23 protein-coding genes and 1 pseudogene are annotated in these 25,802 nt (G+C 71.5%); 7 read left to right on the plus strand and 17 right to left on the minus strand.

The features are described 5' to 3' along the window. Positions 1–54: 54 nt before the first annotated feature. The 10 genes and pseudogenes from ASG80_RS16285 to ASG80_RS16325 all read right to left on the minus strand — a co-directional run bounded on the left by ASG80_RS16285 (position 55) and on the right by ASG80_RS16325 (position 7,791). Entirely contained in the window at positions 55–474 is a 420-nt protein-coding gene (locus ASG80_RS16285; RefSeq protein WP_056732566.1) for a molybdenum cofactor biosynthesis protein MoaE, read from the minus strand. After that, complete coding sequence (moaCB, locus tag ASG80_RS16290) at positions 467–1,504, minus strand: bifunctional molybdenum cofactor biosynthesis protein MoaC/MoaB (protein WP_082590519.1); 1,038 nt, start codon at positions 1,502–1,504, stop codon at positions 467–469. Before moaCB ends, ASG80_RS16285 begins: the two co-directional genes overlap by 8 nt. Continuing rightward, positions 1,501–2,706, minus strand: coding sequence for a gephyrin-like molybdotransferase Glp (glp, locus tag ASG80_RS16295; protein ID WP_056732567.1), 1,206 nt, complete (start codon positions 2,704–2,706; stop codon positions 1,501–1,503). Before glp ends, moaCB begins: the two co-directional genes overlap by 4 nt. Continuing rightward, positions 2,706–3,845 carry a ThiF family adenylyltransferase gene (locus ASG80_RS16300; protein WP_056732569.1) on the minus strand — a complete coding sequence of 380 codons (1,140 nt, stop codon included), beginning with the start codon at positions 3,843–3,845 and terminating at the stop codon, positions 2,706–2,708. Before ASG80_RS16300 ends, glp begins: the two co-directional genes overlap by 1 nt. Positions 3,846–3,910: 65 nt before the next feature. Continuing rightward, positions 3,911–4,105: pseudogene (locus ASG80_RS24900) on the minus strand (DoxX family protein); the annotation flags it as partial. A 10-nt stretch (positions 4,106–4,115) separates the two neighbouring features. Further along, complete coding sequence (locus tag ASG80_RS16305) at positions 4,116–4,892, minus strand: MBL fold metallo-hydrolase (RefSeq protein WP_200952597.1); 777 nt, start codon at positions 4,890–4,892, stop codon at positions 4,116–4,118. Positions 4,893–4,918: 26 nt separating this feature from the next. Then, positions 4,919–5,584, minus strand: a complete 666-nt coding sequence (locus ASG80_RS16310) for an NAD(P)-dependent oxidoreductase (RefSeq protein ID WP_056732572.1) — start codon at positions 5,582–5,584, stop codon at positions 4,919–4,921. Positions 5,585–5,628: 44 nt separating this feature from the next. Further along, the gene (locus ASG80_RS16315; protein WP_056732574.1) at positions 5,629–6,213 is read right to left on the minus strand and encodes a TetR/AcrR family transcriptional regulator; all 585 of its coding nucleotides are present in this window, start codon (positions 6,211–6,213) and stop codon (positions 5,629–5,631) included. A 168-nt stretch (positions 6,214–6,381) separates the two neighbouring features. Continuing rightward, positions 6,382–6,936, minus strand: coding sequence for an SRPBCC family protein (locus ASG80_RS16320; RefSeq protein WP_235508357.1), 555 nt, complete (start codon positions 6,934–6,936; stop codon positions 6,382–6,384). Between the two features lie 171 nt (positions 6,937–7,107). Next, complete coding sequence (locus ASG80_RS16325) at positions 7,108–7,791, minus strand: hypothetical protein (RefSeq protein WP_056732576.1); 684 nt, start codon at positions 7,789–7,791, stop codon at positions 7,108–7,110. 150 nt (positions 7,792–7,941) lie between these two features. On the opposite strand from ASG80_RS16325, the gene ASG80_RS16330 reads away from it, so the two are divergent. The 4 genes from ASG80_RS16330 to ASG80_RS16345 are packed head-to-tail and all read left to right on the plus strand — an operon-like array spanning position 7,942 to position 10,825. After that, entirely contained in the window at positions 7,942–8,358 is a 417-nt protein-coding gene (locus ASG80_RS16330; RefSeq protein WP_056732578.1) for a molybdopterin-binding protein, read from the plus strand. A 5-nt stretch (positions 8,359–8,363) separates the two neighbouring features. Continuing rightward, positions 8,364–9,197, plus strand: coding sequence for a molybdate ABC transporter substrate-binding protein (modA, locus tag ASG80_RS16335; protein WP_082590520.1), 834 nt, complete (start codon positions 8,364–8,366; stop codon positions 9,195–9,197). Beyond that, a complete protein-coding gene (locus ASG80_RS16340; protein WP_082590521.1) occupies positions 9,198–10,052 on the plus strand; it encodes an ABC transporter permease in 855 nt (284 codons plus the stop codon). It abuts the gene before it with no gap. After that, on the plus strand, positions 10,049–10,825 hold the full coding sequence (locus tag ASG80_RS16345) for an ABC transporter ATP-binding protein (RefSeq protein ID WP_056732580.1): 777 nt from the start codon (positions 10,049–10,051) through the stop codon (positions 10,823–10,825). The genes ASG80_RS16340 and ASG80_RS16345 overlap by 4 nt, the downstream gene beginning before the upstream one ends. A 259-nt stretch (positions 10,826–11,084) precedes the next feature. Here ASG80_RS16345 and ASG80_RS16350 read toward each other — a convergent pair whose 3' ends face one another. From ASG80_RS16350 to ASG80_RS24560, 5 genes are all read right to left on the minus strand, one after another. Beyond that, positions 11,085–11,570 (minus strand): histidine phosphatase family protein, encoded by a 486-nt coding sequence (locus ASG80_RS16350; protein WP_056732582.1) that lies wholly within the window; start codon positions 11,568–11,570, stop codon positions 11,085–11,087. A 108-nt stretch (positions 11,571–11,678) separates the two neighbouring features. Continuing rightward, positions 11,679–12,617, minus strand: a complete 939-nt coding sequence (locus tag ASG80_RS16355) for an arginase family protein (protein ID WP_082590522.1) — start codon at positions 12,615–12,617, stop codon at positions 11,679–11,681. A gap of 233 nt (positions 12,618–12,850) precedes the next feature. Further along, positions 12,851–13,837, minus strand: a complete 987-nt coding sequence (locus ASG80_RS16360; protein ID WP_056732585.1) for an NAD-dependent epimerase/dehydratase family protein — start codon at positions 13,835–13,837, stop codon at positions 12,851–12,853. Between the two features lie 59 nt (positions 13,838–13,896). Next, complete coding sequence (locus ASG80_RS16365; RefSeq protein ID WP_056732587.1) at positions 13,897–16,752, minus strand: cation-translocating P-type ATPase; 2,856 nt, start codon at positions 16,750–16,752, stop codon at positions 13,897–13,899. 120 nt (positions 16,753–16,872) lie between these two features. Beyond that, the gene (locus ASG80_RS24560; protein WP_235508358.1) at positions 16,873–17,223 is read right to left on the minus strand and encodes a hypothetical protein; all 351 of its coding nucleotides are present in this window, start codon (positions 17,221–17,223) and stop codon (positions 16,873–16,875) included. Here ASG80_RS24560 and ASG80_RS16370 point away from each other — a divergent pair. Next, the gene (locus tag ASG80_RS16370; RefSeq protein WP_235508359.1) at positions 17,191–19,227 is read left to right on the plus strand and encodes a heavy metal translocating P-type ATPase; all 2,037 of its coding nucleotides are present in this window, start codon (positions 17,191–17,193) and stop codon (positions 19,225–19,227) included. The genes ASG80_RS24560 and ASG80_RS16370 overlap by 33 nt on opposite strands. 446 nt (positions 19,228–19,673) lie before the next feature. Here ASG80_RS16370 and ASG80_RS16375 read toward each other — a convergent pair whose 3' ends face one another. Continuing rightward, complete coding sequence (locus ASG80_RS16375) at positions 19,674–20,294, minus strand: DUF305 domain-containing protein (RefSeq protein WP_056732589.1); 621 nt, start codon at positions 20,292–20,294, stop codon at positions 19,674–19,676. Positions 20,295–20,678: 384 nt separating this feature from the next. Here ASG80_RS16375 and ASG80_RS16385 point away from each other — a divergent pair, with 384 nt between their 5' ends. Both ASG80_RS16385 and ASG80_RS16390 read left to right on the plus strand, forming a co-directional pair. Beyond that, complete coding sequence (locus ASG80_RS16385; protein WP_056732593.1) at positions 20,679–21,101, plus strand: YciI family protein; 423 nt, start codon at positions 20,679–20,681, stop codon at positions 21,099–21,101. Further along, positions 21,102–22,406 carry an RNA polymerase sigma factor gene (locus ASG80_RS16390; protein WP_056732595.1) on the plus strand — a complete coding sequence of 435 codons (1,305 nt, stop codon included), beginning with the start codon at positions 21,102–21,104 and terminating at the stop codon, positions 22,404–22,406. Between the two features lie 99 nt (positions 22,407–22,505). On the opposite strand, the gene ASG80_RS16395 is transcribed toward ASG80_RS16390, so the two are convergent. Continuing rightward, the gene (locus tag ASG80_RS16395) at positions 22,506–25,787 is read right to left on the minus strand and encodes an efflux RND transporter permease subunit (RefSeq protein ID WP_056732596.1); all 3,282 of its coding nucleotides are present in this window, start codon (positions 25,785–25,787) and stop codon (positions 22,506–22,508) included. Positions 25,788–25,802: the final 15 nt, after the last annotated feature.

Genomic DNA, 25,802 nt, shown 5'->3' on the forward strand with positions numbered 1-25,802 from the left:
AATGGGCACGGCGGCTCGACCCGCACGGCGGCCGGCGCCGGGTGCGCGGCGCAGTCAGAGGTTGACCCACTCCGTGGTGCCGCCCTCGAGGTGCTGTCGCTTCCAGATCGGGATGCGCTCCTTGATGCGATCGACGAGCAGCGCGCAGGCGGTGAACGCCTCGGCGCGATGCGGTGCGGCGACGGATGCCACGAGCGCGACGTCCCCGATGGCGAGCGTGCCGATGCGGTGCGCGGCGGCGACGCGGAGGCCCGTCTCCCGGGCGACCTTAGCGCAGGTCTCGCGCAGGAACCGCTCGGCCTCGGGGTGCGCCTCGTAGTCGAGGGAGGTGACGGATGCTCCGTGGTCGTGGTCGCGGATGACGCCCTCGAACGTCACGAGCGCGCCGTCGTGCGGCGTCTGCACGAACGCCTCGATCGCGGCGCGGTCGAGCGGCGCGGTCGTGACGAGCGCGAAGACCTCGGGCTCAGGCATCGGGGCCGTCCGGGTCGTCGTCGGGCGGGTCTCCCGCGGCCGACGCGTCGCGCCTGGCATGGTCGCCTCCGGCGACCTGGTCGAGCAGGTGCGGGAGCAGCTCGTCGAGCACGCCGAGGCCGTCGGCGACGCCACCACGTGAGCCGGGCAGGTTCACGACGATCGTGCGCCCGGCGATGCCCGCGAGGGCGCGACTGAGGGCGGCGGTCGGCGTCGCAGCTCGACCGGCGGCACGAATGGCCTCGGCGACGCCGGGGAGCTCCTGGTCGAGCACGGCGAGGGTGGCCTCGGGCGTGCGGTCCCCGGGGTTCACCCCGGTGCCACCTGTGGTGATGAGCACCGCGGGCGAGCCCGCGACGGCGCGGCGCACGGCATCGCCGACGTCGGCATCGGCAACGACCACGGGATCCCCCGTGTCGAATCCGCGCTCGCGGAGCCACGCAGCGATGACCGGTCCCGTCAGGTCCTCGGCGACACCCTCGGCTGCACGGGTCGAGGCGACGAGCACGGTGGCCGCGCGCGGGTGGTGAGCGGCGTCGGCCGGGACCGTCCCGGATGCGGCATCCGCTCGCCAGACGCCGCGCTTGCCGCCGCGCTTCTCGACGAGTCGGATGCCGCCGAGCTGCGCAGCCGGGTCGACGGCCTTCACCATGTCGTGCAGCGTGAGGCCGGCGATGGCGACGGCGGTGAGCGCCTCCATCTCGATGCCCGTGCGGGCCGTGGTCGAGACCGTGGCGCGGATCGTGACCGCGGCCTCCTCGAAGCCGAAGTCGATCGACACCGCGTCGAGCGGCACGATGTGCGCGAGCGGGATGAGCTCGCTCGTGCGCTTGGCGCCCGAGATGCCGGCGATGCGCGCAGTGGGAAGCACGTCGGCCTTCTTGAGCCCGTCGCTTCGCACGAGCGCGACGACCTCGGCCGTCGTGTCGAGTCGACCCTCGGCGATCGCGACCCGGCGAGTGACCGGCTTGGCGCCGACGTCGACCATGCGTGCGCGGCCGTCGTCGTCGAGGTGGGTGAGCGAGGTCATAGGAACACGGTATCGACCAGGGCGCCGGCGTCGAGGTGCGTGACGTCCTCGGGCACGACGATGAGCAGCTCGGATGCCGCGAGCGTCGCCACCAGGTGGGATCCCGGTCCGCCGACGACCTCGACTCGGCCGTCGTCGGAGCGGCGACCCCGCAGGAATTGTCGCTTGCCGGGCACGGAGGCGAGCGAATCGGCGAGCTCGAGGCGTTCGGTGCGGGCGGGCGGCAGCCCCGCGATCTTCCGCAGGGTCGGCGCGACGAACAGCTCGAACGACAGCTGCGCGCTCACAGGGTTGCCGGGGAAGCCGATCACGGGCATGCCGCGGTACGCCCCGATCGCCTGTGGGCCGCCCGGTTGCATCGCCACGCTGCCGACCCAGCCGCCGAGCAGCTCGAGCGTCTCGCGCACCACCTCGTAGGCGCCCATCGAGACGCCGCCGCTCGTGACGACGAGCTCGGCGCCCGCGACGTGGGCCGCGTCGAGCTCGTCGCGGAGCCGGCCGACCTCGTCGCGCACGCGGGCCTCGTGCACCACGACGGCGCCCGCGGCCCGCACGGCCGCGGCGAGCGCGACCCCGTTCGCGTCGGGGATCTCGCCCGGGCCGAGCTCGGAACCCGGCGGCACGAGCTCGCTGCCGGTGCTCACGACCGCCACCCGCACTCGCTCGCGCACATGCAGTTCGGTGAGTCCGGATGCCGCGGCGGCCGCGAGGTGGCGCGACGCGAGCTTCAGCCCGGGCGGCAGCACGTCGGCGCCCGCCGCGAGGTCGGAACCGGCCTCGCGGACGTACTCGCCCTTGCGACGGGACCGGAGCACGCGCGCATGCGTGCCGCCGGCCGCGCCGTCGGGCACGGTGTCCTCGACCGGCACGACCGCGTCTGCGCCCTCGGGGACCTGCGCGCCGGTCATGATGCGCACCGCGGTGCCGGGTTCGAGCGGCGCCGGCCGACCGGCCGCGGCGGCGACCTCGCCGACGATCGGCAGCGACACCGGGGCATCCGCCACGTCGACGGCGCGCACGGCGAACCCGTCCATCTGCGAGTTGCGGAACGGCGGCAGGGCGATGGGCGACTCCACCGGCGAGGCCGTGATGCGGCCGAGCGCGTCGGCGAGCGCGACACGCTCGGTGGGGCGGGCACCGAGGCCTGCGAGCATCGAGCGCACGAACGCGGCGTGCTCGTCGACCGGGACGCGACCCGCCATCAGTAGCGCACCACACTCGAGTCGACCGTGCGCGACCAGGCGTCGATGCCACCCGCGAGGTTGCGCACGCTTCGGAATCCGGCGCCTGCGAGCAGGCGGGCCGCGTACTCCGAGCGCACGCCGAGGTGGCAGTACACGACAACGGATGCCGCGGGGTCGAGCTCGCCCACGCGGTCGCCCAGCTCGCCGAGCGGGATCAGGGTGGAGCCGGCGATGGCGGAGATGGCGGCCTCCCAGGGTTCGCGCACGTCGAGGAGCATGGGCGGTGCGTCGCCGTCGAGCTCGGCGGCGAGCGCCTCGGGCACGACCTCACCTGTGGGTTGAGGAGCCCGCGCAGCGGGCGTCTCGAAACCCGCTTCCTCCACAGCTGGGCTTCGAGACGCGTCCGGCTCCGCCGGGCGCTCCTCAACCCGCAGATCTGCCCGTCGGTAGACGATCTCTCGGCTGCGGCCCGACAGTGCGTCGTAGACCACCACCCGACCGAGCAGCGGTTCGCCCACGCCGGTGAGCAGCTTCAGCGCCTCACCCGCCATCATGCCGCCGGTCACGGTGCACACCGTGGGCAGGATGCCGTCGACCTCGCAGCTGAGGCCAGCGTCGGCCGGGGGTTCGGGGAACAGGTCGCGGTACGAGACGCCGCGCGCGTCCCACGAGACGCCAACCTGTCCGGAGAACTTCGCGGCGGAGCCCCATACGAGCGGGATGCCGGCTCGCGCGGCCGCGTCGTCGGCAACGTAGCGGGTGAGGATGTCGTCGGTGCCGTCGACGACGAGGTCGGCGTCGGCGAGCAGTTCGTCGGCGTTGCCGGCGTCGAAGCGGGCGGCCACGGGAACGAGCGTCGTCTCGGGGGAGAGGGCTGCGGCGGCATCCGCTGCGGACTCGACCTTGGTGCGGCCGACGTCGGCGGGCGCGTGCAGCGTCTGCCGGTGCAGGTTCGTGGTCTCCACGCGGTCGTCGTCGACGACGGTGACGCGTCCGACGCCCGCGGCGACGAGTGCCGGCACGACCGCGCTGCCGAGCCCGCCGGCGCCGAGCACGACGACGTGCGCGCCGGCGAGGCGGCGCTGCGCATCGCCGCCCCAGCCGGGCAGCACGCGCTGGCGGGCGTAGCGGGGCGAGTCGGGGTCGATCGCGGCCATCCTCCGATTCTCGCAGGATCGGCTACGAGCCGGGGCGCCCCCAAGCGAGGGAAGAGGGCCAGGGCGAGGAGGACGACCGGCGGGATCGCCTGCACGAGGTGGTGCCGTGACACGTGGGTGATGAATGCCACGAGCATCGTCAGGGCGAGTCCGAGGGCGGCGAGCGGGGTGAGGATGGGGAGGATCCCGGTGGCGGTCGGACCAGCTTGATGACCCCGGCAGTGATGAACACGATCGCGAGGATTCCCGATGCGATCCACAGGGCGATGCTCATGCGGGCTGTCGTGCCCGTTCCGACGATCGCTCGTAGAGCACAGGTGAATGCGCGTTGACGATGTCGATGTCGGTGCCGGCGGACGCGTGCAAGGACGCGAGCCGTTCGCGGTTGCGCCGGGCGAGTGCCCGGTCGTAGACGACGAACGACTCCTGCGCACGAAGGATGAACGGTATCTCGCTGCGCCTGCTGCGTCGGTCGAGCGTGGTGTGGTGGTAGAACGCATCGCCGGCATGGAGGATCCATCGATCTCCTGCGTCGATCGCGTACGCGGCGTGGCCGCGCGAGTGACCGGGCAGCGGAACGAGGAGGACACCGTCGGCGATCGCATCGAGGGGGGTGACACCCGAGAATCCCTGCCAGGTCTCCGTGCCCGGCTGGTGCTCGACGATCGTCGATTCGCGCATCCATTGCGCCCTCTCGTACCTCCGGCGCTCGAACACGCTCAGCCCTTGGAAGGCGCCGAGCGCCTCCGCCGACGTCACGTGCACGTGTGCGTTCGGAAAGTCGGAGACTCCGCCGATGTGGTCGTAGTCGAGGTGCGTGAGGAGGATGTGGCGGACGTCCGTGGCGTGGAATCCGAGCCGTTCGATCTGACGGACCGCGGTCTCCTCCGAGTCGAGCACGGGTCTGATCACCCGCCGGAATCCGCCGATGCGCACCGCGGGCTGCGCGATGTCGCCGAGCCCGAACCCGGAGTCGACCAGCACCAGGCCGTTGTCCGTCTCCAGCAACAGCACATGGCAGACCAGCGGCGATGTGGGGAACTGCATGCTCCCGCAGTTGAGGTGGTGGACCTTCATCGCGCTGACGACGCCGTCGCGGGACGCCACCCGTTCGGCGTGGTGATGAGCATCCGCTGCTTCGCGAGGTGCTCGTCCGCGGCGATCTGCAGGAGCGCCTCCGCGACGTTGGCGAATGGCAGCGTCGGCAGCCCCGGGACGCTCGCGACCTGGGCCATCGGCTTCACCGTCGCAGATGCGAGCCTCGGTCCGTTCTTCAGGTTCACCGGGTAGGCGACCGTCCAGTTCAACTCCAGCCGCGGCAGGACGGCGTCCTCAGCGAGGGCCTTGTCCGTGAACAGCGACTTCACTGCGGTGGCGTAGATGAGCCGGGCGAATCCGGAAGCCTTGTCCTTCGTGTCGCCCACGCCGAACGCGGACACCAGCACGAAGCGGTCGACGCCCGCCTGCTTCACCGCCGCGGTGATCGTGGGCAGCGTCTGCTGCATGAAGCCCGTGTCGGGCTTGCCGCCCACGCACGAGATGACCGCGTCCGCTCCCGCGAACGCCCTGGCCATCGCAGCGACGTCATCCAGTGCGCCCCCGACGGTGGTCAGTCCAGCGCGAGCCGTGACGGCCTCGGGCCGGCGCACATATGCGGTGACCGAGTGACCCTGTTGCAGCGCCTGCTGCACCAGTTCGGTCCCGATATTGCCGGTGGCTCCGACTACGACGATGTTCATGATGTTCCTTCGTGATGGTGATGAGATGAGATGGGATGTGGCCGTCAACCGGCCTGAGCGAGGTCGACGACGGTGCCGAGTGTCGCCTTGCAGAGTTGCAGGACCTCGGTCCTGGACACGTCGGGGCGATTGACGGATTCCTTGGCGGCCTGGACGGCGAATGCCAACCAGGCGGCGACTGCGAGTCGACTTGCCGACGTGTCCGGCACGTCCAGCAGGCTCAGGATCCACTCCACCTGGACGGCGTGGTTCTCGGCAATGGCCGCCTGCTGCCTCGGTGTGGCCGGGGCGGACAGGTAGAACGCGCGAAGCTCGCCGCTGCTCGCCGAGAAGAAATCGAAGTACGCGTTCAGGGCGCGATCGAGGTTCTCAGCCGGCCACAGGGTCGCATCGGGCTCGGTCGCCTGCCGGAGCCGGATGAGCTCACGGCTGATGACCGCGTCCAGCAGTGACTCCTTGCCGCCGAAGTAGTGATGCACCAGCGCCCGAGTCACGCCCGCCTCCGCTGCGACCGCCTGAATCGAGAGCCCGTCGGAGCCTCCTTGCGAGAGATGACGGGACGCGACGTCGATGATCTGCTCGCGCCGCCCCTCCGGGCTGAGCCGGGTGGCTGCCACCTTGTTTGACATGAGACAAATAGTAACCCTTGGGTTTGACACTTGTCAAACAAGGACATCAGAAGCAATGCAAGACCGCTTTCGCGGGTGCAATCGCGGCATGGATACGCATGTGCGGTCTGGGCGATGCCCACGGTTCGCATCAGCGAGGCCGCTGCGCTCTTCGGTGCGAGCGATCGGTTACCGATCGGGCTGCGACGGAGCGGGAGCCTGCGAGGCGGTACGCTCCGCACGGTCCCGGATGCCCCGGAGCATCCGCCTGGTCATCAGGAAGCTCACCATCTCGATCGGCTCGACCAGTGCCGCGGCCCACTCCGTGAGGTACGCGTACCGCTCGCGAACGACGAGTCGGGTCGAACCGTCGGGTCGCGGATGGAGGACGAACGCCCAGGTGAAGTCGTAGGGTGCACCGACATCCGTGCCGTCAGGAGCGACGGCGCCGCGCAGCACGAGGTGCCGCTCCTCCTCGAGCTCGACGACGGACAGCGCGACATCGGGGGCGAGGTTGACGTCGTCGCCGACGGTGCGGATCTGCAGGTCGGGCACGATGGCGTCGACGTTGCGGATCTCGACGCCCGCGAGGCTCTCGAGCCAGTCGTAGCTGTAGAAGCCGCCGCGGTTCTGGCCGAGCTGCGCGAGCCACGGCCAGACGCCGGAGGGCCTCGCATCGATCGAGATCCCGCGGGTGGCGACGAGGTCGGGCTGGGGCAGCTGGTCGTCGCCCGCCAGTGGCATGCGGAGCTCGTCATCAGTCGCGCCCCAGCGCAGGGAAGCCCGTCGCAGAAGGAGGACTGCCCCGACGGTCGCTGCAACGGCCACTGCACCGACCGCCAGCCCTCGCATCCACCCCATCTCGCCAGTATCCCAAGGCGGGCGGACGTGGGCAACGGATGCCGGGCTCCGAAGTCAGAACGCGACGACCAGCCCGAGCGAGACCGTTCCGGTCGGGTCCAGTTGCGCCGCTGAGAGCCCATACCCCTCCGCGCCGTACAGGATGCTCAGGCCGTCGGCGGGGAGGCGCCCATCGACGGTGCACTCGCTGCGTGACGGACTGGCGGGCAGCAGGAGCACGAGGCACACGTTCTCGCCGTCGGCCGTCCGCGCCAGGTAGGCGGCCGGTCCGTCCACTCGGGTGGCGAGCAATCGCACCGATGCGGGATCGATCGCGTCGTCGACGCTCGCGACCCGCGTCGACTCGTCGGCCGGCGGCAGCCGATCGAACAGTGAGAGCAGGGCGGTGTCTTCGAGCGGCGTTCCGGGGTCCGCCGACTCGGACGGCGCCGCCGAGGAGGGGAGGCCGGAGTCTGCCCGGATGAGCTGTCCCGCGCCCCAGCCCAGGGCAGCGCCGAGCAGGAGACCGACTCCGCCCGCGGAGATCGTCCAGGGCAGGAGCCGTCCGCGCCCGGACGTGTTCGGCGCCTGTCGTCCGGGTGCCGGATCTTGGCCCTCGCTCTGCGCCGCATCGCCGCCGGCGTCGCGCACCGCGAATTCAGCGAGCTCGGCGACGGCCCGCGCGCGTTCGGCGTCGGTCGCCTCCGCGCCGTACGCGGTGCGCTGAAACCTGCGGATGCGGTCTTCGTCGGCGTCCATCCCGGTCCCCTTTGCGGCCAGCATGCAACACCGGTCGTTCGGTCGCAAGCGGCGGCCACCGCGGCCCCTCGCACGCTCGAGGAGTGCTCGTGATCGCACCCGCATTCGCGGGTAGAATCACGAGATGGTGATGCATGCACGGGTGGAATCATGACGCACTTCCGCATCAGCGAGGCGGCGGCGCTCCTCGGTGTGAGCGACGACACGGTGCGGCGATGGGCCGACCAGGGCCGCCTCGCCGTCACCCGCGGCCCGAACGGCATGCAGGTCGTCGAGGGCACCGAGCTCCTCCCGCTCATGGAGGAGCTCGCCTCGGGCGGGGCGCTGGCCGAGGCGTTCCCGCTCGCGCGGGCCTCGGCGCGCAATCGTTTCGTGGGACTCGTGACGCGGGTGCAGCGCGACGGCGTCATGGCGCAGGTCGACCTGCAGGCAGGTCCGTTCCGCATCGTCTCGCTCATGAGCCGCGAAGCGGCCGACGAGCTCGGCCTCGAGCCGGGCATGCTCGCGGCAGCGAGCGCGAAGGCCACGACCGTGTCGATCGAGCTGCCGCCCGGAGTCGAGGCATGAGTCGGATGCCGCATGCCGACACCGGCGTCGTCAGCATCGTCCGAAGCCGGGGTCGGGCCCGCGTCGCCGTCGCGCTCGCGATCGGCGTCGCGGCGACCCTCACCGGGTGCGCCGCGGACGGGGGCGCCGGTGCGTCCACATCACCGACGCCTCACGCGGATGCCGCACCCGCGACGGTCACCGTCTTCGCCGCCGCCTCCCTCACGGAGGCGTTCGACACCCTCGCCGAACGGTTCCAGGCGGAGCATCCGAACGTCGACGTCGTGCTGAACTACGGCGGCAGCGGCACCCTCGCGCAGCAGATCGTCGAGGGCGCCCCGGTCGACGTGTTCGCCTCGGCGGCCGAGCCGCCCATGCAGTCCGTGGCCGACGCGGGACTCGCCGACGCTCCGGTGGTGTTCGCCACGAACACGCTCGAGCTCGTGGTTCCGGCCGGCAACCCGGCGGGAGTCACCGGCCTCGACGACCTCGCAGACGCCGACCTGCGCATCGCGCTCTGCGACGCGTCCGTGCCGTGCGGCGCGGCATCCGAGAAGCTGCTCGCACAGGCGGGCGTCACGGCGGCGCCCGACACGCTCGAGTCCGACGTGAGGGCAGTGCTGACGAAGGTGTCGTTGGGCGAGGTCGACGCCGCGCTGGTGTACCGCACCGACGTGCAGGCCGCGGTCGACGCGGTCGAGGGGATCGAGGTGCCCGGCGCGGCATCCGTCGTGAACCGCTACCCGATCGCCGCGCTGACGGACGCGGCCGACGCGGCCGCCGCCGCCGACTTCGTCGCATTCATCACCGGCGACGCCGGCCGCACGGTGCTCGCCGACGCGGGCTTCGGAGTGCCGTAGGTGGCCGAATCGACGACGCGTACGCCGACGGCGAGGCCATGGACCCCGAGCGGCACCGCACCGGGACGGCTGGCGTGGCCCGTCGCCGTGGTGGCCGGGGTCGCGCTCGCCGTGCTCGTGCTGCCTGTCGCGGCCCTCGTGGTGCGAGCGCCGTGGGCGGACCTCCCCGAGCTGCTCGCGCGAGAGTCCGTGCTGCAGGCGCTCGTGCTGTCGTTCAGCACGGCGACCGTCGCCACGGCGGCGTGCCTCGTGCTCGGCGTGCCGCTCGCCGCGTTGCTGGCCCGAGCGGCGAACTGGCCGACCCTCCCCCGGCGCGTGCTACGGGCGGCGGTGACGGTGCCCCTCGTGCTCCCACCGGTCGTCGGCGGCATCGCCCTGCTCCTGCTGCTCGGGCGGCGCGGACCGATCGGACGGGTGCTCGAGGAGTGGTTCGGGGTCACCGTGCCGTTCACCACTGGGGCGGTGGTGCTCGCGCAGGTGTTCGTCGCGCTGCCGTTCCTCGTGTTCGCCGTGGAGGGCGCGCTGCGCTCGGCCGACCGGCGTACCGAGCTCGCGGCCGCCACGCTCGGCGCCTCCCGCTGGCAGGTGTTCCGCTTCGTGACCCTGCCGCTCGTGGCGCCAGGGATCGCTGCCGGCGCGGTGCTCAGCTTCACGCGCGCGCTCGGCGAGTTCGGGGCCACGATCACGTTCGCGGGATCCCTCCCCGGCGTCACCCGTACGCTGCCCATCGCGAGCTACCTCGCCATGCAGTCCGACCCAGACGAGGCGATCGCCCTCGCGCTGCTCCTCCTCGCCGTCTCCGTGATCGTGCTCCTCGGCCTGCGCGACCGCTGGCTGCCGGGGGTGCGCGCATGACGGATGCCGCCCGCCCTCCGCACCCGGCGTCCGCGCGCCGGGCGTCCGCCGACGCGGCCTCGGCGCACCCGGCGCTGCACGCCGACGTGGTCGTCGCACGGGGCGAGGCGCGCATCGCGGCCGCGTTCGACGTGGCGCCGGGGCATCCCCTCGCCGTCATCGGGCCGAACGGCGCTGGCAAGTCGAGCGTGCTGGCGGCGATCGCGGGGCTCGTGCCGCTCGAGGCCGGACGCGTGCGGATCGGCGCGCGCTCCATCGACGGCCTGCCGCCCGAGCGTCGGCGCATTGGCGTGGTCTTCCAGGATTACGTGCTGTTCCCCCACCTCACGGTGCGCGACAACGTCGCCTTCGCGGCGCGTATGCGCGGCGGTCGGGCACCCGCCAGGACCACGGCCGATCCCTGGCTGGAGCGGTACGGGCTCACGTCGCTCGCTGGCCGCTACCCCGCCGAACTCTCGGGCGGGCAGGCCCAGCGCGTCGCGCTCGCGCGGGCGCTTGCGGCCGACCCTGAGGTGCTCCTCCTCGACGAACCGATGTCGGCGCTCGACGTGGAGGTGCGCGCCGAGATGCGCGCCGAGCTCGCGACGCACGTGCGCGAGTTCGGCGGTGCGACCGTGCTCGTCACGCACAGCCCGGCGGATGCCGCGGCCCTCGCCGATTCCGTGCTGGTGCTCGAGGCCGGTGAGGTGACGCAGCGCGGCACGCTCGACGAGCTGCGGGCGGCGCCGGCGACGCCCTACGTGGAGCGGATGCTCGCAGCATCCGCAGACTGAATGCCTCCGCCGAGTGAACAGGTGGGTACGGGAACGCACCGATCACGCGGCCACGTCGTGATCTGATGCCGGGCGTTTCGCGGCCCATGGTGGATCGGGTCCGCGGGACCGAAGCCCGGGTATGGCTCGCCGGTCACCGTTGCACGGAATGAGTGTTCGGGTGCGTTGCAATATCTGGTCAGGAGCGAAAATCCTGTGGACAAGTCAGGGCCCGGGGCATCTGGGGAGGACAAGTGGATGCAGGTATGACAACGCTGGCCTACGACCGCGGCGTGTCCACCCGCACGCTCACCGGTGCGGCATCCTCCAGCTCGTACCACGCGTCGACATCGAACGTGAACTCCGCCACGGCGCAGGTCGGCATCTCGTGGATCTCGTCGGAGAGCCGGTGGGCGAGCGACGCGGTCTCGGGGTTGTGCCCGACGACCATCGCACAGGAGAAGTCGCCGTCGAGCTCACCGATGACCAGGAGGACCTCGTCGGCGGATGCGGCGTAGAGCCGCTCGTCGGTGATGACGCGATCGGCGCGGAATCCGAGCGCGTTCGCCATGAGTTCGGCCGTCGTACGGGCACGCACGGCGGTGCTCGAGAGGATCACGTCGGGTTGGAGACCGCGCTCGGCGAGCCGGCGCCCCATCTCGGGGGCATCGCGCAGGCCGCGGGCGGCGAGCGGACGCTCGTGGTCGTCGAGTCCCGGTTCATCCCAGGCGGACTTCCCGTGTCGCACGAGCAGGAGGGTCTTCATGCGCCGAGTCTGCCACCGCACGCAGCGCGCCGCGAGGCCGGGCGGGCCGGTCGACGCGAAGCGGATCCCGGGAGGCCGGTCGACGCGACGCGGATCCCGGGAGGCCGGTCACCGCGAGGCCAGGCCGGCTGCGAACTCCAGCACGCAGAGCGCGGCCAGGCGCACGGTGCGGCCGTCTGCGGCATCCATCGTCGCGTCGATCTCCACGAGGTCCGCCGAGCGCACGCGCGAGTCGGCGCCGGCCGCGCGCGCCAGCGCGCGCAGCTCCCAGGCGGCGAGGCCGCCGGGCACCGAGGCCGGGCAGGCGGGCGCGACCGAGCGGTCGCACGCGTCGACGTCGACGTCGAGGTGCACGGGGCCACCGCCGGCGCCGGCGATCTCGAGCGCCTCGGCCATCACCTCGGCCGGACGGCGGCCGTGCAGCTCGTCGCGGTGGATGACCGTGATGCCGAGGTCGGCGGCGCGCTGCGCGTAGGCGGCGGAGTTGGCGAAGTCGGCGATGCCGACCTGCACGATGCGCCGCGGATCGAGGCCCGCCTCCACGAGGCGACGCACCGGAGACCCGTTCGAGACCCCGTCGCGCAGGTCGTAGTGCGCGTCGATCGTCACGAGGCCGGCGCGCCCGAGGTCGTCGCCCCACGCGCCCAGCGCGGTGGCGACGGTGACCGAATTGTCGCCGCCGAGCGCCACGAGCGTGGCGGCGCGGTCGAGGGCCGCAGCGGTCGCCGCGATCGTGCGCGCCTCGCCGTCGGGGCCGTCGGGCTCGTGGATGTCGCCGGCATCGGCGATCCGGAGCTCGCCGAGGTCACGCGGGGCCCGAGCCTCGGCTACGACGCCCGACCTGTCGGGCATCAGTGCCGGGCTGTACCGTCGGAGCGCCTCGCGGATCGCGGCGGGCGTCGCGTGCGCGTTCGTCGGCGACAGCGAGGTGCGCCACGCCGGCACGCCGAGCAGCGCGAGATCCACGGATGCCCCAGGCTCGAGTTCGGCGAGCGCGGGCCACCCGCCCGCTCGCGGCCAGAGGGGGTCGTGCGAGAGCGTCGCCATGCCACGACGGTAGCAACGACGGATGCCGCAGGCCGAGGCATCCGTCGACCGCCGTGTCTGCGATCCCGGACGCCGGCACCGAGGTCAGGCTCAGCGCGTCAGACTCAGCGCGTCAGGCTCCTGGCGGCGGCGTCTCGTCGAGCGCCCGCCGGAGCCGCTCGGCGAGCCCGTGCTCATCGTACGCCGCTCGACGTATGCCGCACCTGCGCCGACCGCGCGGACGGGCGAGGCCCTCAGCCGCGCAGCGCCGCCAGCAGCTCCCGCTCCTTCGCGGGCGAGAGCCCCGCTCCGCGCTCGCGCTCGAGGCCCATGGCGCGCTCCCACTCGAGCGTCTCGGCGAGCAGCCGGTCGAGCGGCCGCAGCTGCAGTCCCGCGGCCTTCGCGGCCGCGTTCGAGCGGTCGAGGAATGCGTTCCACTCCGGGTCGATGATCCACAGCGGCAGGGACTCGGGGCCCGACCACTCGGCCACGCCCTGCTCGGCGAGCCACTCGGGCGATACCGCGACGACCTCGCCGTGATGACCGCCGACCGCCCGAGAAGCCTCGAGCCAGTCGCCGAACGTCAGATGATCGCCCACCGCATTGAACGTGCCGATGCGCTCCTGCTCGACGGCCTCGAGCGTGAACCGCACGAGGTCGTCGACGTGGATCGCCTGCGCGGCCGCATCGAGGATGTCGGGCACGAGCATCGGCGCGCCGTCGCGTGCGGCCCGCGCAACCCAATAGCCGCTGCGCCCGGAGGCGTCGCCCGGCCCCGCGATGAGTCCCGGGCGGATCACGAGCAGCCGGTCGCCGAGCGCTTCGCGATAGGCGAGCTCGATCGCCGACTTCGCCTCGCCGTACGTGTCGGGCGTCGACTCGTCGGCCTCGAGCGGAGGCATGAGCTCGGCCGACTCGTCGGCGCCGGGCTCGTTCTGCGCCGCGTAGACGTTGCCCGACGAGATGAAGGTCCAGTGCGCGCCGCGCGCGCCGAGGTCTGCGGCCGCGCGGCGGGCGTACCCAGGCTGGCGCGTCACGTCGATCACCGCGTCCCACCCGCGGTCGGCCACCGCGCGGTACGCGCCGGGCTGCGACCGGTCGGCCCGCACGAAGTCGACGCCGTCGGCGACCTCGCCCGCATCGCCGCGCGCGAGGCAGGTCACGGAGTGTCCGCGCGCGAGTGCCTCCGTCGCCAGCGTCCGTCCGAGCCATTGCGTGCCGCCGAGGATGAGCAGGTCCATGTGCACATCCCAGCACGGCACGGATGCCGCGCGCACGCGTGTTCTCGGAACGCGAACCGTCAGCGCGCCAGCGCCGCGGCATCCGCTGCTCGTCGACGCTCGACGAACCGGATCCCGAACTTCCTGAGCTCCTCGAACCAGAGCACGATCGAGGCCATGCCCGTGCACACGAGCCAGTGCGTGGGGTCGAGGGCTTCTGTGCCGAACGCCACCTGCAGCGGCGGCAGCGACACCACGGCGACCTGCAGCAGCACCGCGAGCACGACCGCCCCCCACAGCCACGGGTTCGAGAAGAGGCCGCGGAACGCGCTCGAGGTGGCCGAGCGCGCGTTGAACGCCGTGAAGAGGCCGGCGAGGACGAGCGTCGTGAAGCCCGCGGTGCGGGCCGTGTCGAACGAATCGGTGCCGCCGGGGATGAGGCCGCCCGGCAGGAACATGTCCATCGTGAGCAGCGTGATGATCGAGATCACGAGCCCGGTGGTCGCGATCCCGATCCACATGCCGGCGTCGATCGCCCGGTCGCGGATGCCGCGCGGGGGCCGCTTCATGACGTCGTCGATCTCGGGGTCCACGCCCATCGCGAGCGCGGGACCCGAGTCCGTGACGAGGTTGATCCAGAGGATCTGCGTCGCGAGGAGCGGCAGCACGATGCCGTCGCCCGCCGCCTCGCGGAAGCCGAGCACCCCGGCGAACACGACGCCGAAGAACACCGTCAGCACCTCGCCGATGTTCCCGAAGAGCAGGTATCGCAGGAACTTGCGGATGTTGTCGAAGATCACCCGTCCCTCGCGCACCGCGTGCACGATCGTCGCGAAGTCGTCGTCGGCGAGCACCATCTTCGCCGCCTCCTTCGTGACCTCGGTGCCGGCGATTCCCATGGCGATACCGATGTCGGCGGACTTCAGCGCAGGGGCGTCGTTCACGCCGTCCCCGGTCATCGCGACGATCTGCCCTTCGGCCTGCAGGGCGTCGACGATGCGGAGCTTGTGTTGGGGGGCCACGCGGGCGAACACCGAGACGGTGCGCACGGCGTCCCGGAGCTGCTGGTCGCTCATGCCGTCGATCCGCGCACCCGGGAGCGCGATGCCCTCCTCGTCGATGATGCCGAGGTCACGCGCGATTCGTGCCGCGGTCGCCGGGTGATCGCCTGTGATCATGATCACGCGGATGCCGGCAGACTTCGCCTGCTCGATCGCCGGACGCACCTCGGGGCGCGGTGGATCGATGATGCCCACCGCACCGGCGTACACGAGATCCTCCTCCGAGGCTTCGCCGAAGGTCGCGGCATCCGCGGCTGCGCCGGTTCCGGCCAGCTCGGGCGCGGGCCGGTACGCGACACCCAGCGTGCGGAAGGCCTCCTCGGAGAGCGCCTCCGTGTCGGCGATCGCCCGCGCACGCCGCTCGGCGTCGAGCGGCACGATGTCAGAGCCGCGCTGGATGCGGGTGCAGTGTTCGAGCAGCACGTCGGGGGCGCCCTTGCTCAGCACCACCAGGTCGCCGCGCTCGTGCCGATGCGCGGTCGACATCATCTTGCGCTCGGAACTGAACGGCAGCTCGCCGATGCGTCCGTAGCGTGCCGCCTCCTCGGCGGTGCCGGCGACCTTCCGTGCGGCGACGAGGAATGCCGCTTCGGTGGGGTCGCCCTCGATCTCCCATTCGCCGTGGTGCTCGGCGAGTTGCGCATCGTTCACCAGCGAGCCGGCGCCCAGCACGATCTGCGCCTCGAGCCGCAGGGGCCCCTCCCGGAGTTCGTCGCCCTTCGCCGTCGCCCGGCCGACCGGCGCATAGCCGACACCGCTCAGGGCCACGGTGCCCGACGAGCTGACCACGCGCTGGATGGTCATCTGGTTGGTCGTGAGCGTGCCGGTCTTGTCGGTGCAGATCACGGATGCCGATCCGAGCGTCTCGACGCTGGAGAGCTTCTTCACGACGGCGTTCCGCTTCGCCATGCGCTGCACGCCGAGCGCGAGCACGAGGGAGAGGATCGCCGGGAGGCCCTCGGGCACGGCGGCGACGGCGAGCGAGACGCCGAGCAGCAGCACCGTCAGGAGTTCCGCGGGAGTGTCGACGCCCTCGACGAGGGAGATCGTGACCATCACCACGATGGCGATGCCGATCACGATGCGGGCGAGCATGCGTCCGAGGTGCCCGATCTCCCGCTGCAGCGGCGTCGGCTCCTCGACCGTCTCGTCGAGCATCGTGGCGATCGAGCCCATCTCGGTCGCCATGCCCGTCGCGGTGACGATCGCCCTGCCGGTGCCACGGTTCACCGCGGTGCCCTTGAACACCATGTCGAGTCGGTCGCCGAGCGGCACCGGCTCCTCGATCGTCTCGGGCCGTTTCTCGACGGCCTCGCTCTCGCCGGTGAGCGATGCCTCGGCGATGCGCAGCGTGTTCGACCGGAAGAGTCGGCCGTCGGCGCCGACCCGGTCGCCCTCGGCGAGAACGAGGACATCGCCGGGCACGAGTTCCGCACTCGGCACCGTTCGCAGTGCGCCGTCACGGAGCACCGTCGAGCGGGCACGGGTCATCACGGCGAGCGCTGCGACCGCACGCTCCGCCCGCGACTCCTGCACGAGGCCCAGCACGGCGTTCGCGATGATGATGGCGAGGATCACGGTCGCATCGACAGGCAGTCCTTCGGCCCCTTCCACGACCCAGGCGATGAAGGAGATCGCCACGGCGGCGAGGAGCAGCAGGATGAGCGGATCGGCGAGCTGGACGACCATCCTGCGCCAGAGCGGGGTCTTCGCGGTGCTGCGGAGCTCGTTCGGTCCGACCGTCGCGAGGCGCTCCGCCGCATCGACCTGGGAGAGGCCCGACTCGGGATCGACGCCGAGCACACGCGCGACCTCCGCAGCATCCGTCCTCGCCGGATCGAACGCATCGGTCGACGTCTGCCGAGGGATCGACATGTCCTCATCCTCAGGGCGCGACGAGGGCGACCGCAAGGCGAGGAACCCATCTCGGACTCGATCCGCCGAATCGGGAACAGATCGAAGCAGCGGCGCGTTGTCGCCATCGAGCAATACCCCCTATGGGTATGCTGGGTCCATACGGACAGGAGGAGGATCATGAGCATGACTCGCGACGAACACGACGCGCACGACCACCACGAGCACGCGGCCGTCGCCGACGCGCCTTCGCACGACGAGGTGCGTCCCGATCACGACATGCACGCCGGTCACGACGGCCATGCGCGCCACGCGGATCACGACATGCACGCCGGGCACGCGGATCACGCCATGCACGACGCCCACGCGGATCACGACGTGCGCGACGCCCACGCGGATCACGACATGCGCGACGCCCACGCGGATCACGACATGCGCGACGCCCACGCCGATCACGACATGCACGACGCCCACGCCGGCCACGCGGGCCACGGCGACCACGTCGGCCAGTTCCGGCGCCTCTTCTGGATCATGCTCGTCTTCGCCGTGCCGACCATCGCGTTCAGCCCGATGTTCGCATCGCTGATCGGCTACGAGCTTCCCGACAACGCGCTGGTCCCATGGATCTCCCCCGTGCTCGGCACGGTGATGTACTTCTGGGGCGGCCGGCCGTTCCTCACGGGCGCATGGTCGGAGCTGAAGGCACGCAAGCCCGCGATGATGCTCCTCATCGGGCTCGCGATCACGGTCGCGTACTTCGCGTCACTCGGCGCGACCCTCGGCATCCTCAGCCACGAGCTCGACTTCTGGTGGGAGCTCGCCCTGCTGATCGTGATCATGCTGTTGGGCCACTGGATCGAGATGCGTTCGATCGCACAGACCTCGTCGGCGCTCGATGCACTCGCGGCGCTCCTGCCCGACGAGGCCGAGCGCGTCGTCTCGACCGATTCGGATGCTGCTCCAGTCACCGAGACCGTCGCACCGTCGGAGCTCGCGGTCGGCGACGTGGTGATCGTGCGGCCCGGCGGCCGCGTCCCGGCCGACGGCGAGGTCGTCAGCGGCACCGCGGCGGTGGACGAGTCGATGATCACGGGCGAGTCCGTCGCGGTCACCCGGGGCCCCGGCGACCACGTCGTCGCCGGCACCGTCGCGACCGACACGGCGATCCGCGTGCGGGTCGGCGCGATCGGCGAGGACACCGCGCTCGCCGGCATCCAGCGCCTCGTCGCAAACGCGCAGGCCTCGAGCTCGCGCGCCCAGCGCCTCGCGGACCGCGCCGCCGGATGGCTGTTCTGGTTCGCGCTCGTCGCTGCGGTGATCACGCTGATCGTCTGGACGCTCGTCGGCAACACCGACGTGGCCGTCGTCGGCACGATCACCGTGCTCGTCATCGCGTGCCCCCACGCGCTCGGCCTCGCCATCCCGCTCGTCGTGTCGATCGCGACCGAGCGCGCGGCCCGCGGCGGCGTGCTGGTCACCGACCGCCTCGCACTCGAGACCATGCGCACCGTCGACGCCGTGCTCTTCGACAAGACCGGCACGCTCACCAAGGGCGAGCCGGCCGTCGTGGATGTCGCCGCCGCGCCGGGCTCCACCATCGATGAGGTGTTCGCACAAGCCGGCGGCGCCGAAGCCGATTCGGAGCATCCACTCGCGAAGGCGATCGTCGCCGAGGCGCACCGACGCGTGTCCCATGTGCACCCCGCGTCGGACTTCACCGCGTCGCCCGCGCTTGGGGTTCGCGCGATCGCGCACGGCCGTGTGGTCGAAGTCGGCGGGCCCGCACTGCTCGCGCGTGAGGGGATCGAGCCGCTCGCGGCATCCGTCGACTGGAGCGATGCCGGCCGGACGGTATTGCACGTACTCGTCGATGGCACCGTCATCGGCGCCATCGCGCTGGCCGACGAGGTGCGGCCCGAGTCGAAGGAGGCCATCGACGCGCTGCACGCGCTGGGCCGTCAGGTCGTGATGATCACGGGCGACGCCGAGCCTGTGGCCCGCACGGTCGCCGCATCGCTCGGCATCGACCGCGTCTACGCGGGTGTGCGCCCCGAGGACAAGGCCGCGAAGGTGCAGGAACTGCAGCACGAGGGCATCAGCGTCGCGATGGTCGGCGACGGCGTGAACGACGCGCCGGCCCTCGCGCAGGCCGACGTCGGTATCGCGATCGGCGCGGGCACGGATGTCGCGATCGCCTCGGCCGGCGTCATCCTCGCTTCGTCCGACCCGCGTTCCGTCGTCTCGGTCATCGAGCTGTCGCGCGCCGGCTATCGCAAGATGCAGCAGAACCTGTCGTGGGCGGCCGGCTACAACCTCATCTCGGTGCCGCTCGCCGCGGGCGTGCTCGCACCGATCGGCTTCGTGCTGCCGATGTCGGTCGGGGCGATCCTGATGTCGCTCTCGACGATCATCGTCGCCGCGAACGCCCAGCTGCTGCGCCGGCTCGACCTGCGGCCCGAGGCGTCGACACGGGCGGTGCTGGAGCGGGCAAGCTGAAGGCCTGGCGCCTCGCAACTCAGGAGATCGGGACTCGTGATGCGCTCAAGCGCGGATGGGGCCTCATCTCCTGAGTTGCACGCATCCCGGTCGACTTCGCCCCACGCGCCACCGTCGTCGACTCACCGAAACCCGATCGTCGACCCAGGGAACGCCGTGAGCCATACGGTGATCGTCCGCGGCATCCGCAGGTGCGCCTGCTGCGCCGCGAGCCCGACCAGGAACCACCCCACGGATGCCCCGCGCGGCCATGGCGAATCCCCCTTCGCCGCGACCGTAACGGAGCGCCTGAATGGCCCCAGTGCAGCTTTCGGCCGCTGAAACGCAGGAGAATCCGGGGGATGGGTCCTGTGGGAGCCCCGAACCCCGGAATCTCCTGCGTTTCCCCCGCGCCAGGCCGGGGTCAGGTCCCGGCGGCGCGAATCAGGACCAGGCGCATGCGCCCATCAGCCGTCGAGCAGCTCCTGCATCCGCTCGATCTCGGCCGTCTGCGCGACGATGATCGCGGCGGACAGGTCGAGCGCCTCCTCGTTCTCGCCGTCGTCCTGATGCTGCTCCGCCATGTCGATGGCGCCTTCGTGGTGCTCGATCATGCCCTCGAGGAAGAGCGTCGTGCCGGTCGGACCATCGGCCGCCTCGAGCTCGTCCATCTCGTCGTCGCTCAGCATGCCGCCCATGCCACCCATGCCGCCCATGTCGCCCTCCATCATCGAAGGCATTCCCCATTCGTCGAGCCACGACTCCATCAGCTCGATCTCAGGACCCTGGGCGTCCTTGATCTCCTCAGCGAGCTCGACCACCTCGGGGTCGACGCCGTCCTTGGCGAGGATGAGGTCGCTCATCTCGATCGCCTGCGCGTGGTGCGGGATCATCATCTGCGCGAACATGACGTCGGCCTGGTTGAAGTCGGCCGTCTCATCGTCCTGCCCCATCCCGTCCTGGCCGCCCATCCCATCGTGGCCCATGCCGTCGCCGCCGGTTGCACCACCGGCCGCACAGCCGGCAAGCGCCAGCGTGGCCGCGAGCACGATGCCCACCAGAACGGTGCCGCGCTCACCCCGCGTCATCGGCACGCGGCTCATCGTGCCACCACCCGGTAGCCGGCCTCGGCGACGGCGGCGGCGATCTCGACGGTCGTTGCGACGGACGAGGCCCCGGATGCCGCGGCATCCGCTCGGTCGGCGACCGATGAGGTCACGGGGGTCGCGCAGCATGAGCACCCACCGCCCGAGAGCGTCAACTCGGTTCGTCCCTGTGGCGTGAGCGTCATGGTCTTCCTCTCGATCGACGAAATGATGAGAAGTATACCCCCCTAGGGTATAACTCGCCACCGACCGGACGCTCGTGAAACCATGTCGAAGAAAGTCCGCGCCTATGTCGATCCGGCGGTGTCGCCGTTCGACGCAAGGGTGAGGCGGGCACTTCGGCCCGCGAGACAAGGAGAGACGACGATGAAGTACATGCTGATCATGCGGTCGACCGAAGAGGCGCAGGAGGCCTTCAAGGACGTCGACTTCAACGAGGTCATCGAGGCGATGGGCAGGTACAACGAGTCCCTCATCAAGGCGGGCGTGCTGCTCGCCGGCGAGGGCCTCGCGGGCGTCGAGGAGGGCTTCGTGGTCGACTTCGACGCGACTCCCCCGGTCGTCACCGACGGCCCCTACGCCGAGGCGAAGGAGCTCTTCAACGGCTTCTGGATCATCGAGGTCTCGAGCAAGGAGGAGGCCGCGGAGTGGGCCAAGCGCTGCCCCCTCGGCCCGGGTTCGAAGCTCGAGGTGCGCCGCATCAACGAGCTCGAGGACTTCCCGCAGGACAACGAGTGGATCCAGAAGGAAGCCCAGTGGCGCGAGGAGCTCGAGGGCAAGGCGCGCTGAGTGTCACACGAGACGGATGCCTCGGGTGCGGTCGCGCCGGCGGATGACGCCGACGCCGACCGCACCCGGCGCGCCCTCGCCGCCGTCTGGCGCATCGAGTCCGCCCGCATCGTGGCGACGCTGACCCGGTTCGTCGGCGACGTGGGCCAGGCCGAGGACCTCGCCCAGGAGGCGATGCTCGAGGCGATGCGGCAATGGCCGACCGAGGGCGTGCCGAACAACCCCGGCGCGTGGCTCACCGCCGTCGCCAAGCGGCGGGCGATCGACGGATGGCGCCGCCGCGAGCGCCTCGACGAGCGGTACGCCGCGATGGCCCGCGACCTCGAGCAGCAGGACGGCGAGGCATCCGGCCAGTTCTGGGACCCCGACACGATCGACGACGACGTGCTGCGGCTCGTGTTCGTCGCCTGCCACCCGGTGCTCTCGCGCGAGGCGCAGATCGCGCTCACCCTGCGCATCGTCGGCGGCCTCAGCTCCGAGGAGATCGCCCGCGCGTTCCTCGTGCCGGTCGCCACGATCCAGCAACGCATCGTGCGGGCGAAGAAGACGCTGGCCGCGGCGAACGTGCCGTTCGAGGTGCCGGAACCGCAGGAGTACCCCGCGCGCCTCGGCTCCGTGCTCAGCGTGCTCTACCTGATCTTCAACGAGGGCTACCTGCCCGCTTCCGGCGAGCAGTGGGTACGGCCGGATGTCTCGGCCGAGGCACTGCGGCTCGCCCGCATGGTCGCGGGCCTCATGCCGCGCGAGCCCGAGGCGCAGTCGCTCGTGGCCCTCATGGAGTTCCACGCGTCGCGGTTCGCGACGCGGGTCGCGCGCGACGGCTCGCCCATCCCGCTCGACGAGCAGGAACGCAGCCGTTGGGATCGCGCGCAGATCGAGCGCGGCCGGGCCGCCCTGGCACGGGCCGACCGTATCGGACGGGGACGCGCCTCGTACGGCCTGCAGGCGGCCATCGCCGAGTGCCACGCGATCGCGCCGTCGGCCGAGGACACGGATTGGGCGCGCATCGTGCTGCTCTACGAGGCGCTCGGCCGCATCGCGCCGTCACCCGTGGTGGAGCTGAACAGAGCCGTGGCGGTCGCCATGGCCACCGGCCCGGCGAGCGCGCTGCGGCTCGTCGACGACCTCGAGCGCGACGGCAAGCTCGCGGGCTACCCCGCGCTGCCCGCCGTGCGCGGCGAGCTGCTCGTGCGGCTCGGGCGCACGCAGGAGGCCCGCGGCGAGCTCGAGACCGCCGCACGCCTCACGGGCAACGAGCGCGAACGCGCGGCGCTGCTCGCGAAGGCGGCGGCGCTCCCCCGCTGACCCCGCGGGTTGAGGAGCCCGCGCAGCGGGCGTCTCGAAACCTGCCTATCCAGGGGTTTCGAGACGCGCCTTCGGCGCTCCTCAACCCGCACCTCGGCGTCAGATGTTCTCGGCGAGCGGGACCTCGGCCGCGGCATCCGGCCCGGCGGTCCCGCCGCCGCCGGCCGCCTTCGCCGCGCGCCTCGCCGCGCGGCGCTCACGGCCGCCCTCGACGAGGTCGTAGAGCACGGGCAGCACGACCAGCGTGAGCGCGGTCGACGACACGAGGCCGCCGATCACCACGAGCGCGAGCGGCTGCGAGATGAACCCGCTCTGGCCGGTGAGCCCGATCGCCATCGGCAGCAGCGCGAAGATCGTCGCGAGCGCCGTCATGAGGATCGGACGCAGACGTCGTGACGCGCCGTGCAGCAGCGCGTCGCGCACCTTCATGCCGCGGTCGCGGTACTGGTTCACGAGATCCACGAGCACGATCGCGTTCGTGACCACGATGCCGACGAGCATGAGCACGCCCACCAGCGAGGCCACGCCGAGCGGGATGCCCGTGATGATCTGCAGCGCGATCGCACCGGTCGCGGCGAACGGCACCGACACGAGCAGCAGCAGGGGCTGCAGCAGCGAGCGGAACGTCGCCACCATGACGATGTAGACGATGAGGATCGCCGCGAGGAGGGCGATGCCGAGCTGCGAGAACGACTCGGCCTGGTCGGCGGAGACGCCGCCGATCGATGCGGTCGCGCCGGCGGGCAGGTCGGCCGACCCGATCGCCGCCGACACCTCCGCACTCGCGGTGCCGAGGTCGTCGTCGTTCGGCGTCGCCGACACGGTGGCGCTGCGCAGGCCCTGCGCGGTCGTGACCGACGACGGCCCGTCGACCTCGTCGACCGTTGCCAGGGTGTCGAGCGCCACGATCCCCGTGGGCGTCGGCACCTCGAGCGCCGAGAGCTGCGCAACCGTGGCAGGCGGATCCTCGCTGGCCAGGTAGATCGTCAGGGTCTTCTCGTCGATCACGACCGAGCCCGCGGACTGCGGCTGCATCGCCGCAGAGACGTAGCCGCCGAGGGCGACCTCCGAGTAGCCGGCCGCCGCGGCATCCGTGCGGTCCACCTCGACGGCGATGTAGCGGCGCGACTCCGACAGGTTCGACGTGGTCTGCGCGAGCGAGTCGAGCCCGTCGAGCTCCTCCTCCACCACGTCGGTCGCGGCCTCCAGGTCCTCGGCGTTCGAGGCGGTCACGTCGACCTCGATGTCGGTCGACGCGCCGAAGCCGCTCGACGCGGTGAGCGTGATCTCGCCGGCGTCCTCGAGGTCGTCGAGCTCGGCTCGGACCTCGGACTGCAGCGCGTCCTGGTCGGCGTCCTCATCGGTCGTCACGGAGTACGTCACCGTGGCCCCGGTGCCCCCGCCGAGCACGGCGGCGAGGCCGCGCCCGCCCGAGCCGATCGAGGTCTGCACGGTCTCGACGCCCTCGGTATCGCGGATCACCTGCTCCACGGGCTGCGAGGCATCGTCCATGGCCTCGAGGCTCGTGCCGACCGGCAGTTCCTGCGTCACCTGGAACGTGTTCTGGCCCGACGAGCCGAGGAAGTTGGTCTTCATGAACGGCGTGAGCGCGAGCGTGCCGGCGAGGATGAGCACCGCGACCACGATCGTGACGACACCGTGCTTCAGCGTCCACTCGATGATCGGCAGGTAGCCGCGCTGCAGGCGCGACGGGTGCTCCAGCTCGTCGACGGCTTGCGTGGCGCTCTCGTCGGACACGAACGCCGCCGCCGCTATCTCGCCCTCGTCCTCGTGCTTGTGCAGCTTGGCGGGCTTCACGAACCAGTAGGCGAGCACGGGCACGATCGTGAGCGCGACGAACAGCGACGCGGCGAGCGCGATCGTGACGGTCAGGGCGAACGGGCGGAACAGCTCGCCGGTGACGCCCTCGACGAGCGCGAGGGGCAGGAACACCGCGACGGTCGTGACGGTCGAGGCGGTGATCGCGCCCGCGACCTCGCGCACGGCGTGCACGATCGTGGACGCCTTGTCGCGGCCCTCCACGAGATGGCGCTTGATGTTCTCGATGACGACGATGGAGTCGTCGACCACTCGGCCGATCGCGATGGTGAGCGCCCCGAGCGTGAGGATGTTGAGCGTGTAGTCGGCCGCCTGCAGGCCGATGAACGTGATCAGGACCGACGTCGGGATGGAGATCGCGGTGACCAGCGTCGCCCGGATCGACAGCAGGAACACGAGGATCACGAGGACCGCGAACAGCAGGCCGAGCAGGCCCTCGGTCGCAAGCGACTCGATCGACTGCTGGATGTAGGGCGCCTGGTCGAACACGACGGTGAATGTCGCGCCGGGGTTCGTGGTGTCGAGGGAGGCCTGGAGGTCGGGCAGGATCGCGCGCACCGCATTCGAGACCTCGACCGTGTTGGCGGCGGGGAGCTTGGTCACCGCGATCGTGAGCGCCGGCTCCCCGTTCACGCGCGAGATGCTCGTCACCGGGTTCTCGGTGAGTTCGACGGATGCCACGTCGTCGATCGTCGTGGCCACGGGCACGCTCGCCGCGGCCTGGCCGGCGGCGCCCGCCTGGCCGGTGCCGACGCCCGGGAACGCCCCGCCCGCGGCATCCGATGCCGAGGGCTGCTCGGTGGCACCGAGCACGGGCAGCGCCGCGATCTCGTCGACGCTGCCGAGCACCACGCCGGTCTGCACGGCGAAGGTCGCGTCGTCCTCGGTGATGGTGCCGGCGGGCACCAGGAGGCCGTTCTGCTGGAGGGCGTCGCGGATCGCCTGCTGCGTGATGCCGCGGGCCGCGAGTTCCGCGGGATCGGGCGTGATCGTGACCCGCTGGCCGACGTCGCCGGTGAGGGTCGCGTCGCGCACGCCGTCGATGTCGCGGATCTCGCCCAGCGTCGTTCGGTCGATCTCGTCGGACAGCGCGCTCACGTCGTCGGCGCCGGTGACGGCGACGACGATCACCGGGAAGTCGTCGAGGCTGAGCGCGAGCACGCGCGGGTCGACGTCCTCAGGCAGCTGTCCGGCGATGCGATTGACCGCCGACAGCAGCTTCTGCTCCGCGAACGCGAGGTCGGTGCCGTACGTGAAGCTCGCCGTGACCCGTGAGAGCCCGGTCGAGCTCGTCGTCGACGTGGACTCGAGCCCGGTGATGCCCTGGATGGCGGTCTCGATCGGCGTGGAGACATCCGTGTTGACGATGTCGGGTGCGGCGCCGGGGTACGTCGTGACGATCGACAATTGCGGGAACTCGATCGACGGTGCGAGCTCCTGCTTGAGGTTCGACAGCGAGATGGCACCGAAGATCGCGACGACGACGGTCACGAGTGCGATGAGCGCCCGGTTCTTCATGCTGAGCGCGGCAAGCAGGTGCATCCCCCGATTCTCGCA

The sequence above is a fragment of the Agromyces sp. Soil535 genome, from assembly GCF_001428255.1.
Lineage (GTDB): Bacteria > Actinomycetota > Actinomycetes > Actinomycetales > Microbacteriaceae > Agromyces.

Coding starts and splice junctions, on each gene's coding strand:
- ASG80_RS16285 (WP_056732566.1), bottom strand. CDS start 474: ATGCCTGAGCCCGAGGTCTTCGCGCTCGTCACGACCGCGCCGCTCGAC.
- moaCB (WP_082590519.1), bottom strand. CDS start 1,504: ATGACCTCGCTCACCCACCTCGACGACGACGGCCGCGCACGCATGGTC.
- glp (WP_056732567.1), bottom strand. CDS start 2,706: ATGGCGGGTCGCGTCCCGGTCGACGAGCACGCCGCGTTCGTGCGCTCG.
- ASG80_RS16300 (WP_056732569.1), bottom strand. CDS start 3,845: ATGGCCGCGATCGACCCCGACTCGCCCCGCTACGCCCGCCAGCGCGTG.
- ASG80_RS16305 (WP_200952597.1), bottom strand. CDS start 4,892: ATGCAGTTCCCCACATCGCCGCTGGTCTGCCATGTGCTGTTGCTGGAG.
- ASG80_RS16310 (WP_056732572.1), bottom strand. CDS start 5,584: ATGAACATCGTCGTAGTCGGAGCCACCGGCAATATCGGGACCGAACTG.
- ASG80_RS16315 (WP_056732574.1), bottom strand. CDS start 6,213: ATGTCAAACAAGGTGGCAGCCACCCGGCTCAGCCCGGAGGGGCGGCGC.
- ASG80_RS16320 (WP_235508357.1), bottom strand. CDS start 6,936: ATGCCACTGGCGGGCGACGACCAGCTGCCCCAGCCCGACCTCGTCGCC.
- ASG80_RS16325 (WP_056732576.1), bottom strand. CDS start 7,791: ATGGACGCCGACGAAGACCGCATCCGCAGGTTTCAGCGCACCGCGTAC.
- ASG80_RS16330 (WP_056732578.1), top strand. CDS start 7,942: ATGACGCACTTCCGCATCAGCGAGGCGGCGGCGCTCCTCGGTGTGAGC.
- modA (WP_082590520.1), top strand. CDS start 8,364: ATGCCGCATGCCGACACCGGCGTCGTCAGCATCGTCCGAAGCCGGGGT.
- ASG80_RS16345 (WP_056732580.1), top strand. CDS start 10,049: ATGACGGATGCCGCCCGCCCTCCGCACCCGGCGTCCGCGCGCCGGGCG.
- ASG80_RS16350 (WP_056732582.1), bottom strand. CDS start 11,570: ATGAAGACCCTCCTGCTCGTGCGACACGGGAAGTCCGCCTGGGATGAA.
- ASG80_RS16355 (WP_082590522.1), bottom strand. CDS start 12,617: ATGGCGACGCTCTCGCACGACCCCCTCTGGCCGCGAGCGGGCGGGTGG.
- ASG80_RS16360 (WP_056732585.1), bottom strand. CDS start 13,837: ATGGACCTGCTCATCCTCGGCGGCACGCAATGGCTCGGACGGACGCTG.
- ASG80_RS16365 (WP_056732587.1), bottom strand. CDS start 16,752: ATGTCGATCCCTCGGCAGACGTCGACCGATGCGTTCGATCCGGCGAGG.
- ASG80_RS16370 (WP_235508359.1), top strand. CDS start 17,191: ATGCACGACGCCCACGCCGGCCACGCGGGCCACGGCGACCACGTCGGC.
- ASG80_RS16375 (WP_056732589.1), bottom strand. CDS start 20,294: ATGACGCGGGGTGAGCGCGGCACCGTTCTGGTGGGCATCGTGCTCGCG.
- ASG80_RS16385 (WP_056732593.1), top strand. CDS start 20,679: ATGAAGTACATGCTGATCATGCGGTCGACCGAAGAGGCGCAGGAGGCC.
- ASG80_RS16395 (WP_056732596.1), bottom strand. CDS start 25,787: ATGCACCTGCTTGCCGCGCTCAGCATGAAGAACCGGGCGCTCATCGCA.